Source organism: Streptomyces sp. NPDC090045 (assembly GCF_044747975.1).
GTDB lineage: Bacteria > Actinomycetota > Actinomycetes > Streptomycetales > Streptomycetaceae > Streptomyces.
In genome coordinates, this window is sequence record NZ_JBIVFA010000001.1 from 821,280 (window position 1) to 843,041 (window position 21,762).

General features: G+C 72.4%; 20 protein-coding genes. 9 read left to right on the forward strand and 11 right to left on the reverse strand.

The genetic code is table 11. From position 1 onward, the window contains the following. Positions 1-15 precede the first annotated feature (15 nt). Entirely contained in the window at positions 16-1,080 is a 1,065-nt protein-coding gene (gene cobT, locus ACIPYQ_RS03760) for a nicotinate-nucleotide--dimethylbenzimidazole phosphoribosyltransferase (RefSeq protein ID WP_401245770.1), read from the reverse strand. Positions 1,081-1,225: 145 nt separating this feature from the next. Further along, entirely contained in the window at positions 1,226-2,440 is a 1,215-nt protein-coding gene (locus tag ACIPYQ_RS03765; protein WP_401245772.1) for a bifunctional adenosylcobinamide kinase/adenosylcobinamide-phosphate guanylyltransferase, read from the reverse strand. A 188-nt stretch (positions 2,441-2,628) separates the two neighbouring features. Between ACIPYQ_RS03765 and ACIPYQ_RS03770 the strand changes: the two genes are divergently transcribed. Together ACIPYQ_RS03770 and ACIPYQ_RS03775 are read left to right on the forward strand one after the other, a co-directional pair. After that, entirely contained in the window at positions 2,629-3,468 is an 840-nt protein-coding gene (locus ACIPYQ_RS03770; protein ID WP_401245774.1) for a helix-turn-helix domain-containing protein, read from the forward strand. Next, a complete protein-coding gene (locus tag ACIPYQ_RS03775) occupies positions 3,419-3,574 on the forward strand; it encodes a hypothetical protein (protein ID WP_401246132.1) in 156 nt (51 codons plus the stop codon). The genes ACIPYQ_RS03770 and ACIPYQ_RS03775 overlap by 50 nt, the downstream gene beginning before the upstream one ends. 171 nt (positions 3,575-3,745) lie before the next feature. On the opposite strand, the gene ACIPYQ_RS03780 is transcribed toward ACIPYQ_RS03775, so the two are convergent. Together ACIPYQ_RS03780 and ACIPYQ_RS03785 are read right to left on the reverse strand one after the other, a co-directional pair. Further along, entirely contained in the window at positions 3,746-4,453 is a 708-nt protein-coding gene (locus tag ACIPYQ_RS03780) for a class I SAM-dependent methyltransferase (protein WP_362233615.1), read from the reverse strand. A gap of 74 nt (positions 4,454-4,527) precedes the next feature. After that, entirely contained in the window at positions 4,528-5,127 is a 600-nt protein-coding gene (locus ACIPYQ_RS03785; RefSeq protein WP_361769940.1) for a DUF3043 domain-containing protein, read from the reverse strand. A gap of 270 nt (positions 5,128-5,397) precedes the next feature. Between ACIPYQ_RS03785 and ACIPYQ_RS03790 the strand changes: the two genes are divergently transcribed. Both ACIPYQ_RS03790 and ACIPYQ_RS03795 read left to right on the forward strand, forming a co-directional pair. After that, positions 5,398-6,192 (forward strand): PspA/IM30 family protein, encoded by a 795-nt coding sequence (locus ACIPYQ_RS03790; protein ID WP_401245777.1) that lies wholly within the window; start codon positions 5,398-5,400, stop codon positions 6,190-6,192. 13 nt (positions 6,193-6,205) lie between these two features. Next, positions 6,206-6,484 carry a hypothetical protein gene (locus ACIPYQ_RS03795; RefSeq protein WP_327413574.1) on the forward strand — a complete coding sequence of 93 codons (279 nt, stop codon included), beginning with the start codon at positions 6,206-6,208 and terminating at the stop codon, positions 6,482-6,484. An 86-nt stretch (positions 6,485-6,570) separates the two neighbouring features. Here the strand turns inward: ACIPYQ_RS03795 and ACIPYQ_RS03800 are convergent, their stop codons facing one another. Next, entirely contained in the window at positions 6,571-7,347 is a 777-nt protein-coding gene (locus ACIPYQ_RS03800) for a hypothetical protein (protein ID WP_401245779.1), read from the reverse strand. Between the two features lie 70 nt (positions 7,348-7,417). Between ACIPYQ_RS03800 and cobS the strand changes: the two genes are divergently transcribed. From cobS to ACIPYQ_RS03815, 3 genes are all read left to right on the forward strand, one after another. Then, positions 7,418-8,239: an adenosylcobinamide-GDP ribazoletransferase gene (gene cobS / locus ACIPYQ_RS03805; RefSeq protein ID WP_361769931.1), complete on the forward strand. Its 822-nt coding sequence runs from the start codon at positions 7,418-7,420 to the stop codon at positions 8,237-8,239. A gap of 80 nt (positions 8,240-8,319) precedes the next feature. Continuing rightward, positions 8,320-9,057, forward strand: a complete 738-nt coding sequence (locus ACIPYQ_RS03810; protein WP_319721044.1) for a response regulator transcription factor — start codon at positions 8,320-8,322, stop codon at positions 9,055-9,057. Between the two features lie 137 nt (positions 9,058-9,194). Then, positions 9,195-12,326, forward strand: coding sequence for an efflux RND transporter permease subunit (locus ACIPYQ_RS03815; protein WP_401245782.1), 3,132 nt, complete (start codon positions 9,195-9,197; stop codon positions 12,324-12,326). 65 nt (positions 12,327-12,391) lie between these two features. On the opposite strand, the gene ACIPYQ_RS03820 is transcribed toward ACIPYQ_RS03815, so the two are convergent. The 3 genes from ACIPYQ_RS03820 to nadA all read right to left on the reverse strand — a co-directional run bounded on the left by ACIPYQ_RS03820 (position 12,392) and on the right by nadA (position 16,406). After that, the gene (locus ACIPYQ_RS03820; protein WP_401245784.1) at positions 12,392-14,701 is read right to left on the reverse strand and encodes a TCP-1/cpn60 chaperonin family protein; all 2,310 of its coding nucleotides are present in this window, start codon (positions 14,699-14,701) and stop codon (positions 12,392-12,394) included. Further along, positions 14,688-15,134 (reverse strand): hypothetical protein, encoded by a 447-nt coding sequence (locus ACIPYQ_RS03825; RefSeq protein WP_401245786.1) that lies wholly within the window; start codon positions 15,132-15,134, stop codon positions 14,688-14,690. The genes ACIPYQ_RS03820 and ACIPYQ_RS03825 overlap by 14 nt, the downstream gene beginning before the upstream one ends. Positions 15,135-15,218: 84 nt before the next feature. Continuing rightward, positions 15,219-16,406 (reverse strand): quinolinate synthase NadA, encoded by a 1,188-nt coding sequence (gene nadA, locus ACIPYQ_RS03830; RefSeq protein WP_401245788.1) that lies wholly within the window; start codon positions 16,404-16,406, stop codon positions 15,219-15,221. A 292-nt stretch (positions 16,407-16,698) separates the two neighbouring features. Between nadA and erpA the strand changes: the two genes are divergently transcribed. Beyond that, a complete protein-coding gene (gene erpA, locus ACIPYQ_RS03835; RefSeq protein ID WP_030010511.1) occupies positions 16,699-17,055 on the forward strand; it encodes an iron-sulfur cluster insertion protein ErpA in 357 nt (118 codons plus the stop codon). Positions 17,056-17,152: 97 nt separating this feature from the next. Here the strand turns inward: erpA and ACIPYQ_RS03840 are convergent, their stop codons facing one another. Further along, a complete protein-coding gene (locus ACIPYQ_RS03840) occupies positions 17,153-18,604 on the reverse strand; it encodes a hypothetical protein (protein ID WP_401245790.1) in 1,452 nt (483 codons plus the stop codon). A 77-nt stretch (positions 18,605-18,681) separates the two neighbouring features. Continuing rightward, positions 18,682-18,921, reverse strand: coding sequence for a hypothetical protein (locus tag ACIPYQ_RS03845; RefSeq protein WP_361769916.1), 240 nt, complete (start codon positions 18,919-18,921; stop codon positions 18,682-18,684). A gap of 143 nt (positions 18,922-19,064) precedes the next feature. Here ACIPYQ_RS03845 and ACIPYQ_RS03850 point away from each other — a divergent pair, with 143 nt between their 5' ends. Next, positions 19,065-20,039: a carbohydrate kinase family protein gene (locus ACIPYQ_RS03850; protein WP_362242159.1), complete on the forward strand. Its 975-nt coding sequence runs from the start codon at positions 19,065-19,067 to the stop codon at positions 20,037-20,039. 135 nt (positions 20,040-20,174) lie between these two features. Here ACIPYQ_RS03850 and ACIPYQ_RS03855 read toward each other — a convergent pair whose 3' ends face one another. Continuing rightward, positions 20,175-21,554 (reverse strand): aminotransferase class V-fold PLP-dependent enzyme, encoded by a 1,380-nt coding sequence (locus tag ACIPYQ_RS03855; protein WP_361758351.1) that lies wholly within the window; start codon positions 21,552-21,554, stop codon positions 20,175-20,177. Positions 21,555-21,762: the final 208 nt, after the last annotated feature.

Genomic DNA, 21,762 nt, shown 5'->3' on the forward strand with positions numbered 1-21,762 from the left:
GCGGGCCCCGGTGGCTCATTCCGTCGGCTCCGCCGCCGCCCGCTCAGGGAGTTCCGCCGCGAGTGCGGCGGCCGCCTGGACGAGGGGGAGAGCCAGCAATGCCCCGGTACCTTCGCCCACTGTGACGCCGTGGTCGAGCACAGGGTTGAGTGCCATCCGGTCCAGTGCCTTCGCCTGGCCCGGTTCTCCGCTGGCCTGACCGGCCAGCCACCAGTCGGGCGCCCGGAACGCGGCCCGCTGGGCCACCAGTCCGCAGGCGGCCGAGACGACGCCGTCGAGGATGACCGGCGTACGGCGCACCGCGCACTGGAGCAGGAAACCGGTGATGGCGGCCACGTCCGCGCCGCCGACCGCGGCCAGCAGTGCGACCTGGTCGCCGAGCACCGGGCGGGCCCGGCGCAGCGCGTCGCGGATCGCTCCGCACTTGCGCATCCAGGCCAGGTCGTCGATGGGCAGGCCGCCGCGGCCGGTGACCACCGAGGCATCGGTTCCGCACAGGGCGGCGACGAGGGTCGCGGCGACGGTGGTCCCGCCGACGCTGAGGTCCCCGAGGACGACCAGGTCCGTCCCGGAGTCGGCCTCCTCGTCGGCGATCCGCATCCCGAGCCGCACCGCGGCCTCGGCCTCCTCGGCCGTCAGGGCGTCCTCCACGTCGATCCGGCCGCTGCCGCGCCGCACCCGGTGGCCGGTCACCTCCGCGGGGAGCAGCCCGGGATCGCAGTCCAGCCCGGCGTCGACGATCCGTATCGTGGCGCCCAGCCGGCCGGCCAGGATGGCGACGGGGCTGGTCCCGTCCAGCACGCCCCGCACCAGCTCGTGGCCGGTGGACGCGGCCCGCGCGGAGACGCCCGCGGAGGCGATCCCGTGGTCGGCGGCGAACAGCACCACGCGCGGGCGCTCGATCGGCTTGACCGGCACCTTCCCCTGCGCGGCGGCCAGCCACTCGGCGAGCTCGTCCAGCCGGCCCAGCGCGCCGGGCGGTACGGCGAGGCGCTCACGGCGTTCCTCGGCATCACGCCGGACGCCCCCGTCGGGACGCTCGATCAGATCGGAGAAGTCGTCGAGATTCAGCGTGCTCATCTGCCAGAGAGTACAGCCGGTGAGGCACACCCTCAGGCCTTGGGCGAAGGCCCCGCGTTCAGGTCCCGGGAGGCCCGTTCCGGCCCGGCCGCAGGGCGCCGGGACGGACGGGCGGGGCGCCCGTTCCGGTCCGGCGTCCGTCAGTTCACCCCGGCGGTTCCTTGAGCACGCTCGCCTGTCCCGCGACGACCAGCAGCACGTGCTCGCACTCGCCCGCGACCCGCGCGTTCAGCCGGCCCAGCTCGTCGCGGAAGCGGCGGCCCGAGGAGGTCGCGGGGACGACGCCCGAGCCGACCTCGTTGCTGACCAGCACCACGAGACGACGGGTCGCGCGCACCGCCGTCACCAGCTCGGCGGTGCGCTCGCCGAGCTGCTCCTGCCCGTCCTTGGCCCAGACGGCGTCGTCCCAGGCCCCCGCCCGGTCCATCGCGTCCGTCAGCCACAGCGCCAGGCAGTCGATCAGCAGCGGCGGCCCCGCGTCGGCCAGCAGCGGGACCAGCTCGCAGGTCTCCACCGTCCGCCAGCTCCCCGGCCTGCGCTCCCGGTGCAGGCCGACCCGCTGCGCCCATTCCGCGTCCCCGTCCCGGGTGCCGCCGGTGGCCACGTAGACCACCTCGGGGAAGGACTCCAGCCGGCGCTCCGCCTCCACGGACTTGCCCGAGCGGGCCCCGCCCAGCACCAGCGTCCGGCGCGGTGGTTCCGGCACCGCGTCGTGGTCCCCGACGGTCACCGTGGTCCCGTCCGGAACCGCCCGGGCGCCGGCGGTCGCGCACCGGCGCTCCAGCTCCCGGCCCGGCGCGACGTCGTGGTCCAGGTGGACGGCGATCACGTCCGTGGCGGGGCCGATGTCGCCGCTCGCCCGCAGCCGGGCGAGCGCCTCGGGCCGCCCCAGCACATCGGCGAGCACGATGTCGTACGGACGCCGGCCCGTCGCTCCGTTCGTTCCCGCCGGGGCCCCGCCCGGCGGCAGGTACAGCAGCCGGCCGCCGTCCGGGCCGGTCACCTCGTACCCGGTGCCCGGCGCGTCCATCGGCACGGCCCGCACCCGGTGTCCGGAGATCACCGCGAGCTCCCGCCCGTCCGGAACCCGCCCGGCGGCCGGCAGACCGGGCGGCAGCTCGACCGCGGGTCCGTCGTGCGGGTGAGTCAGCAGGACCTGCCGCACGCCGGCCAGCGAATGCCCGGCCCGGGCGCCGGCCAGCACCGCACCGGGGGTCAGGTCGAGGAGCAGCGCCCCGTCGACCAGGACGGCCGTCGCGGCGCGGGAGCGCCCGCCGACGGAGACCGCGCAGGCCGCACAGGGGCAGCCGGGGCGGGGCAGGCCCTCGGGTGTGCCGGTGCCGAGCAGAGTGAGTTCCACAGGATGATCCTCCCGCGTCGCCGAGACTGCTGCGCGCCCGGTCACCGGGACCTCTGGGGGAAGCCCCGGCCCTCGGCTCGGGCATGAGCGCATCCTGTGGCAGCTCAATGGACTGTGCCTTGCCGGTGTCTGCCACGACAAAAGTCGTTTCTGTGCGTCCACGAGGCCAGTCTCAGTACGATCAAGACGTGCAGCTTCGATATCAGTACCGGGTTTACCCGGACGTCGGCCAGCGTCGTGCGCTGGCCCAGGCGTTCGGGTGCGTCCGTGTGGTGAAGTCGGCCGATCTTTCCCGGCTGCGCATCACGCAAGCCAAGCGGACCGAGGAGCGTGCTCGGCTGGCCGATGTGTCAGCCGTGGTGCTGCAACAGGCCCTGAGGGACCTGGACACCGCCTACAAGAACTTCTTCGACTCCATCAAGGGCAAACGCAAGGGGCCGAAGGTCGCTCCGCCCCGCTGCAAGTCGAAGAAGGACACCCGGCAGTCCATCCGGCTCAACACCAATGCCTTCTCCCTCCAGAGCAACGGCACGGTGTACGTGGCCAAGGTCCGGGACCTGTCCCGCAAGGCCGAGGGCAGCAACAACCGGGCCAAGGCTCGGATCAAGGTAGCCCGGCAGCACGCCGGGGTGGCCGATCGCCGGTACTTCGGCAGGATCGGACGCTTCGAGCCGACCTCTCAGGTCTGCTCCGCGTGCGACACACTGGCCGCCGGACGGGCGGACAGGCTAAACGCCTTGTGGAGCGCCGGTAAGACCGGGACGAAAGTCCCGGCACAGTGCGGTGAAGCAGGAAGCCACCGAGACGGTCAGACGACCGTGGCAGGAATCCCCGCCCTTCAGGCAGGGAGCACGTCAATCTGCGGGCAGACTCAAGGCGGCGAGCAGCGTGCGAGCAGCGGACGAGCAAATGGAGGCGGACATGGCGTGGACGTGGCGGTTCGAGACGGCCGATGGCACGGAGACGAGCCCGTCGGTGGTGCCGGAGGAGTTCACCACGCAGGGGGACGCGGAGTCCTGGATCGGTGAGTACTGGAAGGACCTGCTGGAAGGCGGCACCGAGCAGGTGAAGCTGTCCGACGACAGCGGCACGGAGCTCTACACGATGAGCCTGCGCTCAGCGCTCGAGGCGTAGCAATATCCAGCCTCGCCGGCGTTTGAGTGGGGGTCCCCCCGGACGAAGTCTGGGGGAGGGTCCGGGCGGAGCCCGGTGCCCGGCGGAGCCGGGTTTCCTGGGGCGCCGCCCCAGACCCCGCTCCTCAAACGCCGGAGGGGCTGGTTTGTGCGGGCGCGGCCCGGAGGGTCGCTAGCCTCGGACGCCGCAGAGGTGAAGCAGGGCGGCCACGCCGCGGTAGGGGTCGGTGCGCCCCGCGCGGTCCTCGGCGGCCAGCAGCCGCTCCAGCTCCTCGTCGGGCGGCAGCACCTCGCCCGCCTCGGTCCCGTCGGTGAAGACGCGTACGCCGTACCAGGCGCCCAGCGGTGCGCCGATCCCGGACAGCGTGGCCGTGAGCCCGGCCAGCCGGTCGGCACGTACGTCCAGGCCCAGCCGGTTCGTGTAGTCGGTGCCGTCGAAGGCGTCCAGCGCGCCCTTCCAGTCGCCGTCGAGCCCGGGCCGCATGGCGAGCGCGTCGCCGTTGCGCACCAGCAGGGACAGCAGACCGCCGGGGGCGAGCATCCGGGCCAGCCCGGCGAGCATGGCGTCCGGCTCGGGCACGTACATCAGCACGCCGTGGCACAGCACGACGTCGAAGCTGCCCGGCAGGAAGTGGGCGCCGGTCTCGCGCCCGTCCCCCTCCAGGAACTGCACGCGGTCGCGGATCCCGGAGGGCTCCGCGGCCAGCGCCTCATGGGCGACGGCCAGCATGCCGGGGTCCTTCTCCAGGCCCGTCACCTTGTGCCCGGCCCGGGCCAGCCGCAGCGCCTGGGTGCCCTGGCCCATGCCCACGTCGAGGACGCGCAGCCGCTGCCCGACCGGGAAGCGGTGCGCGATCTGCTCGTCGACCTGCCGGCCCACCAGTTCCTGCCGGACGGCGTTACGGAGTCCGCCCAGGCCCTCGAGCCAGATCCGCGCGCCCTCGGAGAATCCGCTCAGGGCCGTTCCCCACGCTTGACCTGCGGCTTCGGCAGACGAAGCCGGCGCATCTGGAGGGTGCGCATGAGGCCGTACGCGATCGCGCCGCGGCGCGGCTCGTTCGGGAAGCGCGTGGTCAGCGCCTTGCGCAGGCGGAACACCAGGCCGATGGAGTCGAGGATGATCAGGGCGATCACGCCGAGCCACAGCAGCAGCGCGATGTTCTGGATCTCCGGCTGCCGGACCATGCTGAGCACCAGGATGACCACGGCCAGGGGCAGGAACATCTCGGCGACCGAGAAGCGGGAGTCCACGAAGTCGCGGACGTACCTGCGGACGGGACCCTTGTCCCGGGTAGGCAGGTAACGCTCGTCGCCGCTGGCCAGGGCCTCGCGCTGCTTGGCCATCTCGGCCCGGCGGCGCTCACGGGCTCGCTTGGCATCCTCCTTGCGGTTGCCGGTCGAGGCCACCACGGTCTTGCGCTGCGACTGGGCCACAGCACGCTTCGGCGTAGGGCGGCCCTTCGGGGCCTGCGGGTCACGGGGCTGCGAGAGGTCGGCGCTCACCTTGTCGGTGGCGGCGGCCTTCTCTTCCTTGGAGGAGCGGCTACCAAACACAAAACCCAAGCCTACGTGGTTGCGGGCACGGGCCCCACCCCGCTGGGGAACGATCCGGCAACGGCGGGCGTCTTCCCATTGCACGGTGTGTGCGGTGGCCGCCTCTCCTGGGATCACCTACTCCTTACGCCTGATACGGCGCGGGTGTAGTCGTCCTGGAGGAGGAGCGCATCCGTACTCGAACAGTGCGGTAATGGAGACAGGGCCCGTACTGTGGGTCCTGTCGGTGACCTGGAGCACAGTCCGTCTAGAAGGGGGCGCGCGAAGCCCATGAGCGGTGTCATGAAGCGTATGGGGATGATCTTCCGCGCGAAGGCGAACAAGGCCCTTGACCGGGCCGAGGACCCGCGCGAAACCCTCGACTACTCGTACCAGAAGCAGCTGGAGCTGCTGCAGAAGGTGCGCCGCGGAGTCGCCGACGTGGCGACCTCCCGCAAGCGCCTGGAGCTGCAGCTGAACCAGCTCCAGGGGCAGTCCGCCAAGTTGGAGGACCAGGGCCGCAAGGCCCTCGCCCTCGGCCGCGAGGACCTGGCCCGCGAGGCCCTCTCCCGCCGTGCCTCGCTCCAGCAGCAGGTCAGCGACCTGGAGGTGCAGCACCAGACCCTGCAGGGCGAGGAGGAGAAGCTGACCCTCGCCGCCCAGCGGCTCCAGGCCAAGGTGGACGCCTTCCGGACGAAGAAGGAGACCATCAAGGCCACCTACACCGCCGCCCAGGCCCAGACCCGGATCGCGGAATCCTTCTCCGGCATCTCCGAGGAGATGAGCGACGTCGGCCTGGCCATCCAGCGGGCCGAGGACAAGACCGCCCAGCTGCAGGCCCGCGCCGGCGCGATCGACGAGCTGCTGGCCTCCGGCGCGCTCGACGACCAGAGCGGGCTGGGCTCCAAGGACGACATCCAGGCCGAGCTGGACCGCCTGTCGGGCGGTACGGACGTGGAGCTGGAGCTCCAGCGCATGAAGGCCGAGCTGGCGGGCGGCCCGTCCGCCCAGCAGCAGGCCATCGAGGGCGGTGCCCCGGGCAACGCCCAGCAGTCGCCGACCCAGCACCGGTTCGACAAGCAGTAGGACGGGGCCCGTCATGATTGTCCGCATCATGGGGGAGGGCCAGGTGGAGCTGGCCGACAGTCACTTCGCCGAGCTCAACAAGCTGGACGACGAACTGCTCGCGGAGATGGAGAGCGGGGACTCGGAGGGCTTCCGGCGCACGCTGGGCGCCCTGCTCGAAGCGGTACGGCGGCTGGGCGAGCCGCTCCCGGACGACGCGCTGGAGCCGTCCGAGCTGATCCTGCCCGGCCCCGACGCGAGCCTCGACGAGGTCAGGGAGATGCTCAGCGACGACGGGCTGATCCCGGGCTGAGTCCGGGCCGGCCCGGGCGGACGCACCGCGCACGGACCCACCGACAGCACGACGGGCCCTTCCCTTCCGGGGAGGGCCCGTCGGCGTCACGGCGGGGGCGGCTTCTCCAGGGAGACCGCGGACCGCTCGGGGTCGGGGGTGCCGCCGATGAAGTTCTCGAACCTGCGCCGCGGCCGCGCCCAGCGCCGGTCGTGGTGGAAGGCGCGCAGCCCCGCCTTGGCGCGGGCGCGCGGGCGGTTCGCGTAGAACCTCTTCGCGTACGGGGACCCGGGCCGGGCCAGCCGGATCGCCCCGACCAGCGCCACGAAGGGCACGATCACGCCGAACAGCGCGGTGCGCGCCTTGCCCTTCCACAGGGCGATCAGGGCCAGGAAGAAGTTGAAGGCCGCGTTCATGGCGACCAGCCCGCGGCTCTGGCGCTCCTCGGCGGTCAGGTCGTTGACCCCGAAGGGCACGAACCCGCCCAGGACGAGGGCCACCACCGCCGCCGTCACGACGACGATCTCCACGCTCTTGCGGCCCTGCTCGCTCCAGTAGACGTCGTCGAGGTGCAGGATCAGCGCGAACTCGTCCAGGACCAGGCCCGCGCCCAGCCCGAAGATCACGGCCGAGAGCGCCCCGGCGAAGCCGTACCGGCCGGCGCCGACCGCTCCGAAGCCGCCGATGATCACGAGGATCACGCCGGGGACGACGTGGTGGATGTGCAGACCGCCCGGGGTGACGTTCTTGAACGGGCCGCGGCCGGCCCGGATCATCCGGGTGATCACGCGGGTGACCAGGAACGACATCACGAAGGAGACCAGTGCGAGCAGCAGGGGGAGCTTGCCCGGTTCGACGATGTTCCGATACCACCAGTGACCCATCCCACGGACTCCCTATTTGGCACGTAATGGGTAATTTACCGCTCGCGTCGAAGGGGTAGCGTTCCCGCCGATGACAGATTCGTTCGATGGCCCGCCCCTGACGCCGCCCCCGGAACGCGCCTCGTTCCCCGACGGCCTCCGCTTCGCGTTCGGCACCCTCACCGTGCTGCCCGCCCGCATCACCCGCTGGGACCGTCCCGCCGCCCGCACCGGGATGGCCTGCGCCCCGCTCGCCGGGCTGGTCGTGGGCGTGCTCGCGGCCGTACCCGGAGTGCTCCTGCTGGTGCTCGGCGGGGGCCCGCTGCTCGCGGCGGCCGTCACCGTCGCCGTACCGGCCGCGCTGACCCGGGGGCTGCACCTGGACGGGCTCGCCGACACGGCGGACGGCCTGGGCAGTGCCAAACCGGCCGACGAGGCCCTGCGCATCATGAAGCAGTCCGACATCGGCCCCTTCGGTGTCGTGACCCTGGTGATCGTGATGCTGGTGCAGGTGGCGGCCCTGTCCGACGTGTACGCCGACAGCTGGATCCGCGGCGCCCTCGCCGCCGTGGTCGCCGCCGTGACGGCCCGCCTCGCCATGACCCTGGCCTGCCGCGAAGGCGTCCCGGCCGCCCGCCCCGGCGGACTCGGCGCCGCCGTCGCCGGGGTGGTCCCGCGCGCCGCCGCCGCCGTCATCGCCGTGCTTGTCGTCGCCGCGGCCGCGGCCGCGGCCCTCCCGTTGGGCCTCCCCGCCGCCGGCCGGCAGGTGGCAGCGGTCCTGGTGGCCCTGCTCGCCGCGCAGTTGCTGCTCCGCCGCTGCGTACGCCGCTTCGACGGGGTCACCGGCGACGTGTTCGGCGCCCTGGCGGAGGTCGCGGCGACCGCCGCCCTGGTCGTCCTCGCCCTGGGCTGAGCCGGCGCGAAGGACCCGGCGCTGTCCGGTCCGACGGGACCCGTGCGGCCGGCCCGCGCGGGCCCGCGTACGCTCAACCCGTGGACGACACGCCGACGGACCTGCCCGCCGCCGCGCCCATCAGGGTGCTGCTCGCCGACGACCAGGCACTGCTGCGCAGCGCCTTCAAGGTGCTCGTCGACTCCGAGCCCGACATGGAGGTCGTCGGGGAGGCCTCCGACGGGGCCCAGGCCTTCGAACTGGCCCGCCGCACCCGCGCCGACGTCGTGCTCATGGACATCCGGATGCCCGGTACCGACGGGCTCGCCGCCACCCGCATGATCAGCGCCGACCCCGAACTCGCCGCCGTGCGCGTGGTGATGCTGACGACCTTCGAGGTCGACGAGTACGTGGTCTCGGCCCTGCGGGCCGGCGCCTCCGGCTTCCTCGGCAAGGGCGCCGAGCCCGAGGAGCTGCTCAACGCCATCCGCGTGGCCGCCGCCGGCGAGGCACTGCTCTCCCCGGCCGCCACCAAGGGTCTCATCGCCACCTTCCTCGCGCAGGGCGGCGGCGCCGACCCGGCCGCCGGCGGAGCCTCGGCCGGGATGCACGCGCAGCGGCTCGCCGCGCTGACCGTCCGGGAGCGCGAGGTCCTCGTACACGTCGCGGCGGGGCTGTCCAACGACGAGATCGCCGGACGGCTGGAGGTCAGCCCGCTCACCGTCAAGACCCACGTGAACCGGGCCATGGCCAAGCTCGGCGCCCGCGACCGGGCGCAATTGGTGGTCATTGCCTACGAATCGGGCCTGGTCCGGCCGCGTGCGGAGTCCACGGAGTAGCACCGCAGTACTTCGGCGTACTGCGGACGCGGTATGCCGCACATAAGGACGGCACCTGGGAGCGACGCAAGGCCCCCGCGCCGTGGGACAGGGTGGGAGTGCCCTCGCGTTCGTTCCTGCAGAGAGATCTCATACCCATGTCGTGGCTGTCCCGCTTCAGCCTTGCCCAGAGAGCTTTGGTCGGCCTCGTGTCGATCGTCGCGCTCCTCTTCGGCGCCATAGCCATCCCGCAGCTCAAGCAGCAGCTGCTGCCCTCCATCGAACTGCCGATGGTGTCCGTGCTCGCGCCGTACCAGGGCGCCTCGCCCGACGTGGTGGAGAAGCAGGTCGTCGAACCGATCGAGTCCATGCTCAAGGGCGTCGACGGCATCACCGGCATCACCTCCACCGCCAGCGAGGGCAACGCCCTCATCATGGCCACCTTCGACTACGGCGACAGCGGCACCAAGCAGCTCGTCGCCGACGTCCAGCAGGCCGTCAACCGGGCCCGCGTCCGGCTGCCCGCCGAGGTGGACCCGCAGGTGGTGGCCGGTTCCACCGACGACATCCCGACCGTCATCCTCGCCGTCACCTCCGACAAGGACCAGCAGGCGCTCGCCGACCAGCTGGAACGTTCCGTCGTCCCCGTCCTGTCGGACATCGAGGGCGTCGGCCAGGTCAGCGTCGACGGCGTCCAGGACCTCCAGGTCACCGTCACCCCCGACGAGGCCAAGCTCGCGGCCGCCGGTCTCGACGGCGCCGCGCTCGCCCAGGGCCTCCAGGCGGGCGGCGCGGCCGTACCCGCCGGCTCCTTCGACGAGGCGGGCAAGAACCGCACCGTACGGGTGGGCGCCGGCTACACCTCCCTCGCCCAGGTGGAGGACCTGCGCCTGAGCCCCGGACCCGGCAAGCCGGCCGTCCGCCTCGGCGACGTCGCCACCGTGAAGCAGGAGGCGGCCAAGGCCGACTCCATCACCCGCACCAACGGCAAGCCCAGCCTCGCCCTCGTCCTCACCATGGACAAGGACGGCAGCGCCGTCGCCATCTCCGACGCCGTCAAGGACAAGCTCCCCGAGCTGCGTTCCACCCTCGGCGCCGGCGCCGACCTGACCGTCGTCAGCGACCAGGGCCCGGCCGTCGCCAAGTCCATCTCCAGCCTCACCACCGAGGGCCTGCTCGGCCTGCTCTTCGCGGTGATCGTGATCCTGGTGTTCCTGGCCTCGCTGCGCTCGACGCTGGTCACCGCGGTCTCCATCCCGCTGTCCGTGGTCCTCGCCCTCATCGTGCTGTGGACCCGCGACCTGTCGCTCAACATGCTGACCCTGGGCGCCCTCACCATCGCCATCGGCCGCGTCGTCGACGACTCGATCGTGGTCCTGGAGAACATCAAGCGCCACCTCGGCTACGGCGAGGAGCGCGAGGCCGCCATCATCACCGCGGTCAAGGAGGTCGCCGGCGCGGTCACCTCCTCCACGCTCACCACCGTCGCCGTCTTCCTGCCGATCGGCCTCGTCGGCGGCATGATCGGCGAGCTCTTCGGCTCCTTCTCGCTCACCGTCACCGCGGCCCTGCTGGCCTCGCTGCTCGTCTCGCTGACGGTCGTGCCGGTGCTCTCGTACTGGTTCCTCAGCGCGCCCAAGGGCGTCACGGCCGGGGACGCCGAGAGCGCGGCGAAGGCCCGGCGCGAGGCCGAGGAGAAGGAGGCGCGCAGCCGCCTGCAGAGGTTCTACGTACGGGTCCTCGGCTTCGCCACCCGGCGCCGCCTGACCAGCGTGGCCATCGCCGTGGTCGTCCTCTTCGGCACCTTCGGGATGACCCCGATGCTGAAGACCAACTTCTTCGACCAGGGCGAGCAGGAAGTCCTGACGGTCAAGCAGGAGCTGGCCCCCGGCACCTCGCTGGCCGCCTCCGACGAGGCGAGCCGCAAGATCGAGAAGGTGCTGGCCTCGGTCGAGGGCGTCAAGAGCTACCAGGTCACCGTCGGTTCCTCCGGCTTCCTCGCGGCCTTCGGCGGCGGTACGGGCTCCAACCAGGCCTCGTACCAGGTCTCGCTGAAGGACGCGGGCGACGGGGAGGCCGTGAAGAAGCAGATCGAGGACAAGCTGGCCGGGCTCGACGGCATCGGCGACACCCGCATCTCGGCGGGCGACGCCTTCGGCAGCCAGAACCTCAGCGTGGTCGTCAAGGCCGGCGACGGCGAGGTCCTCGCCAAGGCCGCCGAGCAGGTCCGCGCCGAGGTGGCCAAGCTGGACAACGTCACCGACGTGCAGAGCGACCTGTCCCAGTCCGTGCCCCGGATCTCGGTGACCGCCACCCCGAAGGCCGCCGAGGCGGGCCTGAACCAGGCCGCCCTCGGTGCGATCGTCGCGCAGGCCGTACGGGGCAACCCGGCGGGCAAGGCCGTACTGGACGACACCGAGCGGGACATCGTCATCAAGTCCGCGCAGCCGGCCACCACCCTGGCCGAACTGCAGGCGCTCCCGGTCGGCCCGGTCAGGCTCGGTGACATCGCCGAGGTGAAGGAGATCGCCGGCCCGGTCGCGATGACCCGGATCGACGGCGCCCGCGCCGCGACCGTCACCGCGAGGCCGCAGGGCGACAACACGGGCGCGGTCAGCGCCGAGCTCCAGACGAAGCTCAAGGCCCTGGACCTGCCCGAGGGCGCCACCGCCTCCATCGGCGGCGTCTCCGAGGACCAGGACGAGGCCTTCGGCTCGCTCGCCCTGGCCATGCTCGCGGCCATCGCGATCGTGTTCATGCTGCTGGTCGCGACCTTCCGCTCGCTGGTCCAGCCGCTGATCCTGCTGGTCTCCATCCCGTTCGCGGCGACCGGCGCACTCGGCCTGCTCCTCGTCACCGGCACCCCGATGGGCGTCCCGGCGATGATCGGCATGCTGATGCTCATCGGCATCGTGGTGACCAACGCGATCGTCCTGATCGACCTGGTCAACCAGTACCGCGCCCAGGGCCTGGGCGTCGTCGAAGCGGTCATCGAGGGCGGCCGGCACCGGCTGCGCCCGATCCTGATGACGGCCCTGGCGACGATCTTCGCGCTGCTCCCGATGGCGCTCGGCGTCACCGGCGAGGGCGGCTTCATCTCGCAGCCGCTCGCGGTCGTGGTCATCGGCGGCCTGATCAGCTCGACCCTGCTGACGCTGCTCCTGGTGCCGACCCTCTACACGATGGTCGAACTCCGCAAGGAGCGCCGCCGCGCCAAGAAGCGCGCCCGCCTGACGGTGGTCCCGGCCGCGTCGGAGCCCTCGGACGAGGAGTCCCCGGCCCGCGTCTGACCGGGCCGGCGACAGCCACGGCGAAGGGGCGTCCCGCAACGGCGGGGCGCCCCTTCGCGCTGTCCCTAGACCAGCGACAGGTACGCGGTCACGGCGCTCTCGACGGAGTCCAGCAGCATGCTCGTGTACGAGGCCGGGACCCAGACCCCGGCGTCCTTGGCCGGGACGACCCTGGTGCGCAGGGCCTCGTAGGTGACCTCGGGCCATTCGGATCGGATCCGGGCGATCACCGCGCCGGGATCCGGGTCCCCGTGGTTCTCGGCCAGGGCCCACAGCGGCTGGGTGAGCGCCGTCCGGAGGGCCGCGCCGACCCCGTCCTCCTCCGTGCCGCCCGTCGGGGCCGTCCAGTGCGCGAGGGCCGCCAGCGTGGCGGCCTCCCCGGGGAGCACGCCGCCGGACAGGGCCGCCTGCCCGCGCCGCACGGCCCTGTGTACCAGCGCCCACCGCTCGGCGGCGGCGCCTTGGTTCGTACCACCGACGAAGAGGCCGGAGACGGTGCCGGCCAGTACGTACCGGTCCAGGGTCGCGGGATTCCAGTCCCTCGTGAGGGGGTCCCGGAAGCGCCGGACATGAGCGGCGTACCGGTCGGGGTCTCCGGCGCCGTCGACCAGCGCCACGGTCCGGTCGCTGGCGATCACCCGTCGGGCGCTGCCGAAGAACGAGGTCCCCAGCGTGCGGATCTCCTCCGTCGCGGTGAAGACGGACGCGGTGGTGAAGAGAGAAACGATCTTGCACTGGGTCTCGCGCCAGCCGGTGTCCGTCGCGGGCAGGGGGACGGCCATGCAGGGCGGGCCGCCCGTCAGACTGTGCTCCGCGAGAGCGGCCAGCGCTTCCTCGCCGAACGACGGGGCCACCAGGACCAACGGCCGCCCGTCCTGCATCTCGACAGCGGCCAGGCCGTCGTCCGCCGAGGAGATCGGCACCTCGCTGAGCAGCACCGCGACGTCCCGCAGGACGACCAGCCCGGTGCGCTCGTCGGTGGCGAGGTAAGGGGAGAGGTGGCCGTCGCGCAGGACGCAGGCCGCAGAGACGCGGCTGGTAATCCCGAAGCCGGCGGACGGCTCGATGGTGAGGAGACCCTCGGGGCCGGCGCCGAGCACGGCCCTGACCACGTTCTCGATAAGCCCGGGATCGGCCTGCGCCGGCGCCTCGGGGGCGAGGGCCCGGCGGACCTCTTCCTCGCCGGCATCCCCCGGGCGGACGCCCGCGAGGAGGAGCGTCTCCCGCGCCCGTCCGAGGACCGCCGAGACGGTGTGGTTCAGCACGGTCGGGTGCGCACCCCGGGCGAGCGCCGGCTGAAGTGCCCGGACCAGCGCGTCGAAGAGCACCACCGCGGTCACGGTGCCGTCCTGCGTGCACCTGTACTGATCGGCGACGAGGTCACGGACGAGCCCGACCCCGAGCGACGCGTGGCCGTGCCCCGCCGGCAGGGCCGCGACGATCTCCCGGGTGTCCGTACTGCTGTACGGCGTGCCGTTCGGGTCGCTGAGCAGGACCCGCCGGGGGACGGGACCCAGGGTCCGCTTCAAGGACGTGGCCACCGAGGAGATGCCGGCCAGGATCTCCACGGCCGGGCTGCCCAGGGCGGGCAGCGGCCGGGGGAGCGGCAGCGGCGCCGACCCCTCGGCGGCCCGGCGGGCGATCTTGAGATCGCCCTGGCCGCCCAGGACCCAGCGCAGCGGGTTCTGCCGGGCGTCGCGGGACAGCATCTCCTCCCGTACGTGGCCGTAGAGGTCGTCGACCGAGATCCAGCCGTCGCCATCGCGGTCGGCGCGTCCGGAACGCAGCCCTTCGACCGCCGCCGCGGTGAAGACGGAGAGCTGCACCTCCCCGGTCTCGGTGATCGGGCCGTCGCCCTCCCAGGCCTGCTGGAGGGCGTCCGTGGCCGTGATCACCGCGACCCCGGTGTCCTTGAACTCCTCCAGCAGGTGCACGGCCGTGTCCGCCGCCTTCGCGCCGCCCGGCTTGAACGCCCCGCTGTAGCAGCAGTCCAGCAGCACCAGGATCTTGCGCGAATTACAGCCGATCAGCCGCCCGTTGACGAATCCGGCCGGAACGGCGGTGGACTCCAGCAGGTCCCGGTCGGTGTCGGCCGCGGCGAAGTACAGCTGGAGCTTCGAGTCCTTGATGCCGTGGCAGGACAGGTACAGCAGCAGCTGGTCGTCCGGCTTGCGGCGGATGAAGAAGCGCTCGATCTCGCGCCGCACGACGTGCGCGGGCTGGTCGATGACCGGGCGGACCGCGTAGCCGCCGATGGCCGGGTCGCTGAGCACCTCGGACAGCTCCATCGCGTCCAGGCCGGGCGAGCGGAGCTGGTTGAGCCGGGTGTCCTCGTACGAGGAGGTGGCGACGACCAGCGCCTCACGCACCGCCATTGGGCGGCTCCTCCACCGGCTCCTGCGCCTGCGCCTCCACAGGCCCCTCCACCGGCTGCTCCGCCCTCGCGGTCCGGGCGATGAAGTGGTCGAGCAGCCGTTGCCGCTCCGCGTCGGTCAGCCGAGCGGCCTCGAACTCGTGCTCCCCGATGCGCACGCGCACCTGCCGGGAGCCCGCCCACTGCACCCAGGACTCGAACGCCGCGACCACGGCAGCGAATAGCGGCGGTCCCACGGCCACCAGGATCTCGGCCGTCGACAGCCCGCCGGATTTGGACCCGGCCGCCGCCGGCAGTTCCCGTACGCGGACCTCGTCCACGCCCAGCTCCTCCAGGGCCGCGACCAGTTCGGCGCGGGCCTCCTCCCGCTCCTGCCCGTCGGCGTCCGGGCCCGCGTCGGCCAGTACCTCGATGTAGTGAGCGTCGTGCGTCATGGCGATCAACTCCCCCTTCGTACCGGGGAGGTTAAACGAAAGGGGCACCCCGAGGGGTGCCCCTTCCACTGATCGGCCCGCGGGCTACGGCAGCGCGAGCATGCGTTCCAGGGCGAGCTTCGCGAAGCTCTCCGTCTCCTTGTCGACCTGGATCTGGTTGACGAGGGTGCCCTCGGCCAGGGACTCCAGGGTCCACACGAGGTGCGGGAGGTCGATGCGGTTCATCGTCGAGCAGAAGCAGACCGTCTTGTCGAGGAAGACGACCTCCTTGTCCTCCGCGGCGAATCGATTCGCCAGACGGCGGACCAGGTTCAGCTCGGTGCCGATGGCCCACTTGGAGCCGGCCGGGGCAGCCTCCAGCGCCTTGATGATGTACTCGGTGGAGCCGACGTAGTCCGCGGCCGCCACGACCTCGTGCTTGCACTCGGGGTGGACCAGCACGTTCACGCCGGGGATGCGGGCGCGCACGTCGTTGACCGAGTCGACCGAGAACCGGCCGTGCACCGAGCAGTGACCGCGCCACAGGATCATCTTGGCGTTCCGCAGCTGCTCGACGGTCAGGCCGCCGTTCGGCTTGTGCGGGTTGTACAGCACGCAGTCGTCCAGGGACATGCCCATGTCGCGGACTGCGGTGTTGCGGCCCAGGTGCTGGTCCGGGAGGAAGAGCACCTTCTCGCCCTGCTCGAAGGCCCACTCCAGGGCCTTCTTCGCGTTGGACGAGGTACAGATCGTGCCGCCGTGCTTGCCGGTGAAGGCCTTGATGTCGGCGGAGGAGTTCATGTACGAGACGGGAACCGTCTCACCGGCTATGCCGGCCTCGGTCAGCACGTCCCAGCACTCCGCGACCTGCTCGGCGGTGGCCATGTCGGCCATCGAGCAGCCGGCGGCCAGGTCCGGCAGGACCACCTTCTGGTCGTCCGAGGTCAGGATGTCCGCGGACTCGGCCATGAAGTGCACGCCGCAGAAGACGATGTACTCGGCCTCCGGCTTGGCGGCCGCGTCCTTGGCCAGCTTGAAGGAGTCTCCGGTGACGTCCGCGAACTCGATGACCTCGTCACGCTGGTAGTGGTGGCCCAGGATGAAGACCTTGTCCCCGAGCTTCTCCTTGGCCGCGCGGGCACGCTCCACGAGGTTCGGGTCCGACGGCGAGGGCAGGTCGCCGGGGCACTCCACCCCGCGCTCGCTCTTGGGGTCGGCCTCACGGCCGAGCAGCAGCAGGGCAAGGGGCGTCGGCTGGACGTCCAACGGCTGGGCGGTGGTCACGACACGCACCCTTTCTGTTCTGCGACAAGGGACTTCTGGATCATCACTTCGACTTCTCGTCTACTTGACGCTATCTATCATAGCCGCTTCATGTCAGTTTGACGATGCCGATAGTGTCAATGTGACGCATCAGCCCTCGATTCGTCGGGCCCGCCCCGCGCGCGGTGTGCGAGCATGGAATATCTGAAACAAGCGTCGGGTCCCGGAATGAATCCGCGGTCCCGCTCGTTGCCACCGACGGCAAGAGTCCGACGTTTCCCCGTCTCCGGCGGGGAGCCGCCCACTTCGGGAGTGAATGCAGATGTCCGTACAGGACGACAAGACCACCGTGAGCGACGGCATCCTCCTGTCCGACGCCGCCGCCGAAAAGGTCAGGACCCTGCTGGAGCAGGAAGGCCGCGATGACCTGGCGCTCCGCGTCGCCGTCCAGCCCGGTGGCTGCTCCGGCCTGCGCTACCAGCTCTTCTTCGACGAGCGCTCCCTCGACGGCGACGTCGTGAAGGACTTCGACGGTGTGAAGGTCGTCACGGACCGGATGAGCTCCCCGTACCTCCACGGCGCGTCCATCGACTTCGTCGACACCATCGAGAAGCAGGGCTTCACGATCGACAACCCGAACGCCACGGGCTCCTGCGCCTGCGGCGACTCGTTCAGCTAAACCTGGACGCCCCGCACGATCCCACGACGAGGGCCCGCCTCCGGTCGCATCGACCGGAGGCGGGCCCTCGCCGTACGCCCGGGGGCCGGGCCCGCTCCTACTGCCGGGGGAGCGGCTTGCCCGTGGTCGCGTCGAGCACCTTCCGGTCGCCCAGCGGCTGCTGCAGCGTGGCCGACACGGACATCTCCTGCGCGAGCATGATGCAGGCCTGACCCGGCTTGTTCGGGGTGTCCGTGATCTTCACCAGGACCGATTCGGCCGACTCCCGCGCCTCCAGGGCGTAGGTGCTGCACACGCTGCCCCAGAAGTTCACGGTCAGCTTCCGGTCGGCCTCCGCGTACGAGAATCCGGGCACGGTACGACCGTCCTTCGGGCCGGGGGCGCTCTCCTCGGCGGCGGCCGGCTGGGCCACCGTGTGCGCGGGCGCGCCGCCGCGGCCCGCCACCTCGAAGAGCCAGGCCGGAACCAGACCCCGCGAGCCGTTCACCGTGCCCGGGGCCAGCCCGAGCACCGCGCCCTGGACCGTATCCGTCCGCGGGGGCTTCATGGGCCGCGGCTCCGGGTTGCACGGCACCGTGTCGGTGGCCGCCACCGCGGTGTCCGGCGCCAGCGGGACCGCGGTGGCGCAGCCGCTGGGGTCCGGGCCGGTGCCCTCCCGGCCGCCCGACTTCGCGTTCAGCCGGGCCAGCGCCTCCACGGCCCCGACCACCGGCTGCTCGGCCGCCCGTACGGGAGCCTTCAGCTCGCCGCTGCCGCCCACCAGCGAGCCGTCGCCGGCCACGCTCACCTTCGTGGACCAGCCCTGCGTGGGCAGCCCGCCGAGCACCGGATCGGCGCTGACCACCCGCACCGAACCCTGGGCGAGCCGGGCGTCGAGCTTCGCGCCGTCCAGCCCCGCGGCGGCCAGTACGGGGGCCGCGGCGGCCTTGGCGGCCTCCTCGGACACCGGCTTGCCCGAGGCCGCGGACTTGTCCGCGCCCGGTACCGCGCCGCCGTCCTGCGGGACGGTCGCGGGGCCGCAGGTGTCCTTGCCGCGCGCGCAGTCGTCCCCGGTGCCGTTGGTCGGCGCCTGGAAGCGGGCGAAGTTCCAGGTCCCCGGCGCCGTACGGCTCACCGTGAGCCGGGGGCCGGAACCGTCGGCGGCCTCCCCGGCCAGCCAGACGTCCCCGGCGAGCCGCGGCTCGCCCGGAATGCCGAGGGCCGCGGCGAGCCGGGCCACCTCCGCCGAGGTGACCTCGCCCGACGCGGCGAACGCGGGCGCGGACGCCGGGCCCTCCGGAAGCTTCACGTCGGCCCGGTAGACCACCCCCTCGCCGGACGGATCGGGCTCACCGGGCGCGATGCCGGGGCCCGAGGGGTCTCCCGCGTCACGGGGCGCCGAGGCCGCGCTGTCACCCGTACGGTGGCCCGGCCCGCCGTCGCCGTGGGCGGTGGACGCCCAGTACGCGGTGCCGCCGCCCGCGAGCAGCACCGCGGCCGCGATCGAGCCGACGGCCCAGGCGGGCCGCCGTCGTGTGCCGCGTGATGTGTCGGGTTGTTCGCTGGTCACCGCATCGCTCCTTCACCGGTCCCGCCGTGTCTGATGCGGGTGTGACGGAACAGGGGCGCAACCGGTTCCCCGCCCTGCTACTGGTCCCCGTACGCCGCGGTGGAGGCGATCAGCCGCGCCGAGGCCGACGGGACGCTGATCCCGTGGATCTGCGAGGGTGCCACGCGGGCCGGCCGGGGATCAGCCGGGACCGCCCAGTGCGGGGCCATCCGGGCGCAGTCGCCCAGCAGCCGGGCGAGACCGGGCGGCCGGGGGGCTTCCGTGCCGCGCTTGTCCGCGGTGTACTCGCCGTAGCCGTAACCATCGGTATAGGTCATGAAGGCACCGTAGGCATCGGGGCAGTCGCGAAGAAAGAGCTACTAAGGGGTAGTTTCTGGGGTTCGGCCTGGGGTTCGGCCTGGGGGCGCTTACCGGGTAGTTTTGACTGTCCCTCGCCGTCCTCAGCAGGAGCGTCCACGCCGTGCGCATTGCAGTCACCGGCTCCATCGCCACCGACCACCTCATGACCTTCCCCGGCCGATTCGCCGACCAGCTGGTCGCCGACCAGCTGCACACGGTCTCCCTCTCCTTCCTCGTCGACAACCTCGACGTGCGACGGGGCGGCGTCGGCCCGAACATCTGCTTCGGCATGGGGCAGCTCGGCAGCCGCCCGATCCTGGTCGGAGCCGCCGGCTCCGACTTCGACGAGTACCGCGCCTGGCTCGACCGGCACGGCGTCGACACCGAGTCCGTCCGCATCTCCGAGGTGCTGCACACCGCGCGCTTCGTGTGCACCACGGACGCCGACCACAACCAGATCGGCTCCTTCTACACGGGCGCGATGAGCGAGGCCCGCCTGATCGAGCTGAAGTCCGTGGCCGACCGGGTCGGCGGGCTGGACCTGGTCCTGATCGGCGCGGACGACCCCGAGGCGATGCTGCGCCACACGGAGGAGTGCCGGACGCGGGGGATCCCCTTCGCCGCCGACTTCTCGCAGCAGATCGCCCGGATGGACGGCGACAACATCCGCACCCTGATGGAGGGCGCGACGTTCCTCTTCTCGAACGAGTACGAGAAGGGCCTCATCGAGTCGAAGTCGGGCTGGACCGACGCGGAGATCCTCGCGAAGGTCGGCACGCGGGTGACCACGCTGGGCTCCAACGGCGTCAAGATCGAGCGGGTCGGCGAGGCCCCGATCGTGGTCGGCTGCCCGGAGGAGACCGCGAAGGTCGACCCGACGGGTGTCGGTGACGCGTTCCGCGCCGGGTTCCTGACGGGGCTGGCCTGGGGGGTCGGCCTGGAGCGGGCGGCGCAGCTGGGCTGCATGCTCGCGACGCTGGTCATCGAGACGCTCGGCACCCAGGAGTACACCCTGGCCCGGGCCCACTTCATGGAGCGCTTCACCAAGGCCTACGGCGAAGAGGCCGCCGCCGAAGTCCGCGCCCACCTGTCCTGACCCGCCGGCGGCGCCGAGCCCTGCGAGGCGCCGCCACCCCCCTCCTCAAACGCCGGAGGGGCTGAAATACCCAGCCCCTCCGGCGCTTGAGGAGCGGGGTTCGGGGCGGAGCCCCGGGTTCGGGCGCGGCTCGGGTCACACCAGGCGGCGGATTGTGTAGGCGGAGCCGGAGGTTCGGGGGGATTCGCCCAGGTATTCGTGGCCCCGCATCGCGCACCACGCCGGAATGTCCAGCCGGGCCACCTCGTCGTCGGAGACGACCGTGACCGTGCCGCCCACCGGAACCCGGAAGACGGCCCGGGCCAGTTCGATCACCGGCTGCGGGCACCGCAGGCCGAGCGCGTCGAGCTCCAGGAAGTCCGCCACCGGCTGCACCGCCGGCGGCTGCGAGACGCCGAGCTGCTCCCGTACGCCCGCCACCGCACCCGGCAGCACCTCCAGGAAGGCGTTGACCTCCTCCGCCGTGGTCCCCGGCGGCAGGGACACCCGTACGTTCCCCTCCGACAGCACGCCCATCGCCCGCAGCACGTGACTGGGGGTCAGCGTGGAGCTCGTGCACGAGGAGCCCGAGGAGACCGAGAAGCCCGCCCGGTCCAGCTCGTGCAGCAGCGTCTCCCCGTCGACGTACAGGCAGGAGAAGGTGACCAGGTGCGGCAGCCGCCGGTCCGCGTCGCCGACCACCTCCACGTCCGGGACCAGCCGCACCACCCGCCGCCGGATCCGGTCCACCAGGATCCGCAGCCGGGCCGCCTCCGCCTCCGCCTCGGCCCGTACGGCCCGCAGGGACGCCGCCGCCGCCACGATCGCGGGGAGGTTCGCGAACCCGGGGGAGCGTCCCGACTCCCGCTCGTCGGAGGGGTGTTGGGGGGCGAAGCGGACCCCCTTGCGGACCGCCAGGAGGCCGACCCCGGGCGGGCCGCCCCACTTGTGGGCGCTCGCGGCCAGGACCGACCAGGCGCCCTCCACCGGACCCCAGCCCAGCGACTGCGCCGCGTCCACCAGCAGCGGCACCCCGGCCGCCGCGCAGACCTCGGCCACCTCCGCCACCGGCTGGACCGTGCCCACCTCGTGATTGGCCGACTGGAGGCAGGCCAGGGCGGTCGTCGGGAGCAGCGCGTCCGCGTACCCGGCCGCGGTCACCGCGCCCGACCGGTCCACCGGGACCTCGGTCACCGTCCCGCCGTGCGCCTCGTGCGCCGCCGCCGCGTGGAGTACGGAACTGTGCTCGACCGCGGACAGGGCCAGATGCCCTCCGACGCGCCGGCGCCCCGCGAGCGCCCCCGCCACCCCCGTGTGAACCGCGTGCGTCCCCGAAGGAGTGAACACGAGCTCGTCGGGGCGGCATCCCACCGCTTCCGCCGCGGCCTCCCGCGCCGCGTCCAGCAACAGCCGGGCGCGCCTGCCCTCCCGGTACAGCCTGGCCGGATCGGCCCAGCCCTCGTCCAGGGAGGCCTGCAACGCCTGCCGGGCCACGGGGTGCAGGGGGGCGGCGGACGCGCTGTCGAAGTACGGCATCCGGCCACCGTAAGGCAAGGCGGCGAGTCCGGGAGCGTTCGAGGTCAGGGGGCGTCAGTTGTGCTCCGGAGTGCGCCATTCAGGGCCTTGTCCGCCGTCCCCCGGACGGCGGATCCATCCCTTCGGGGGCTGTAGCGGCGCGTTGGGCACCCTCCCCGCGCGACCCCAAATAGCGTCCAGTAGGGTTTGGTCCGCATAAACATCCAAA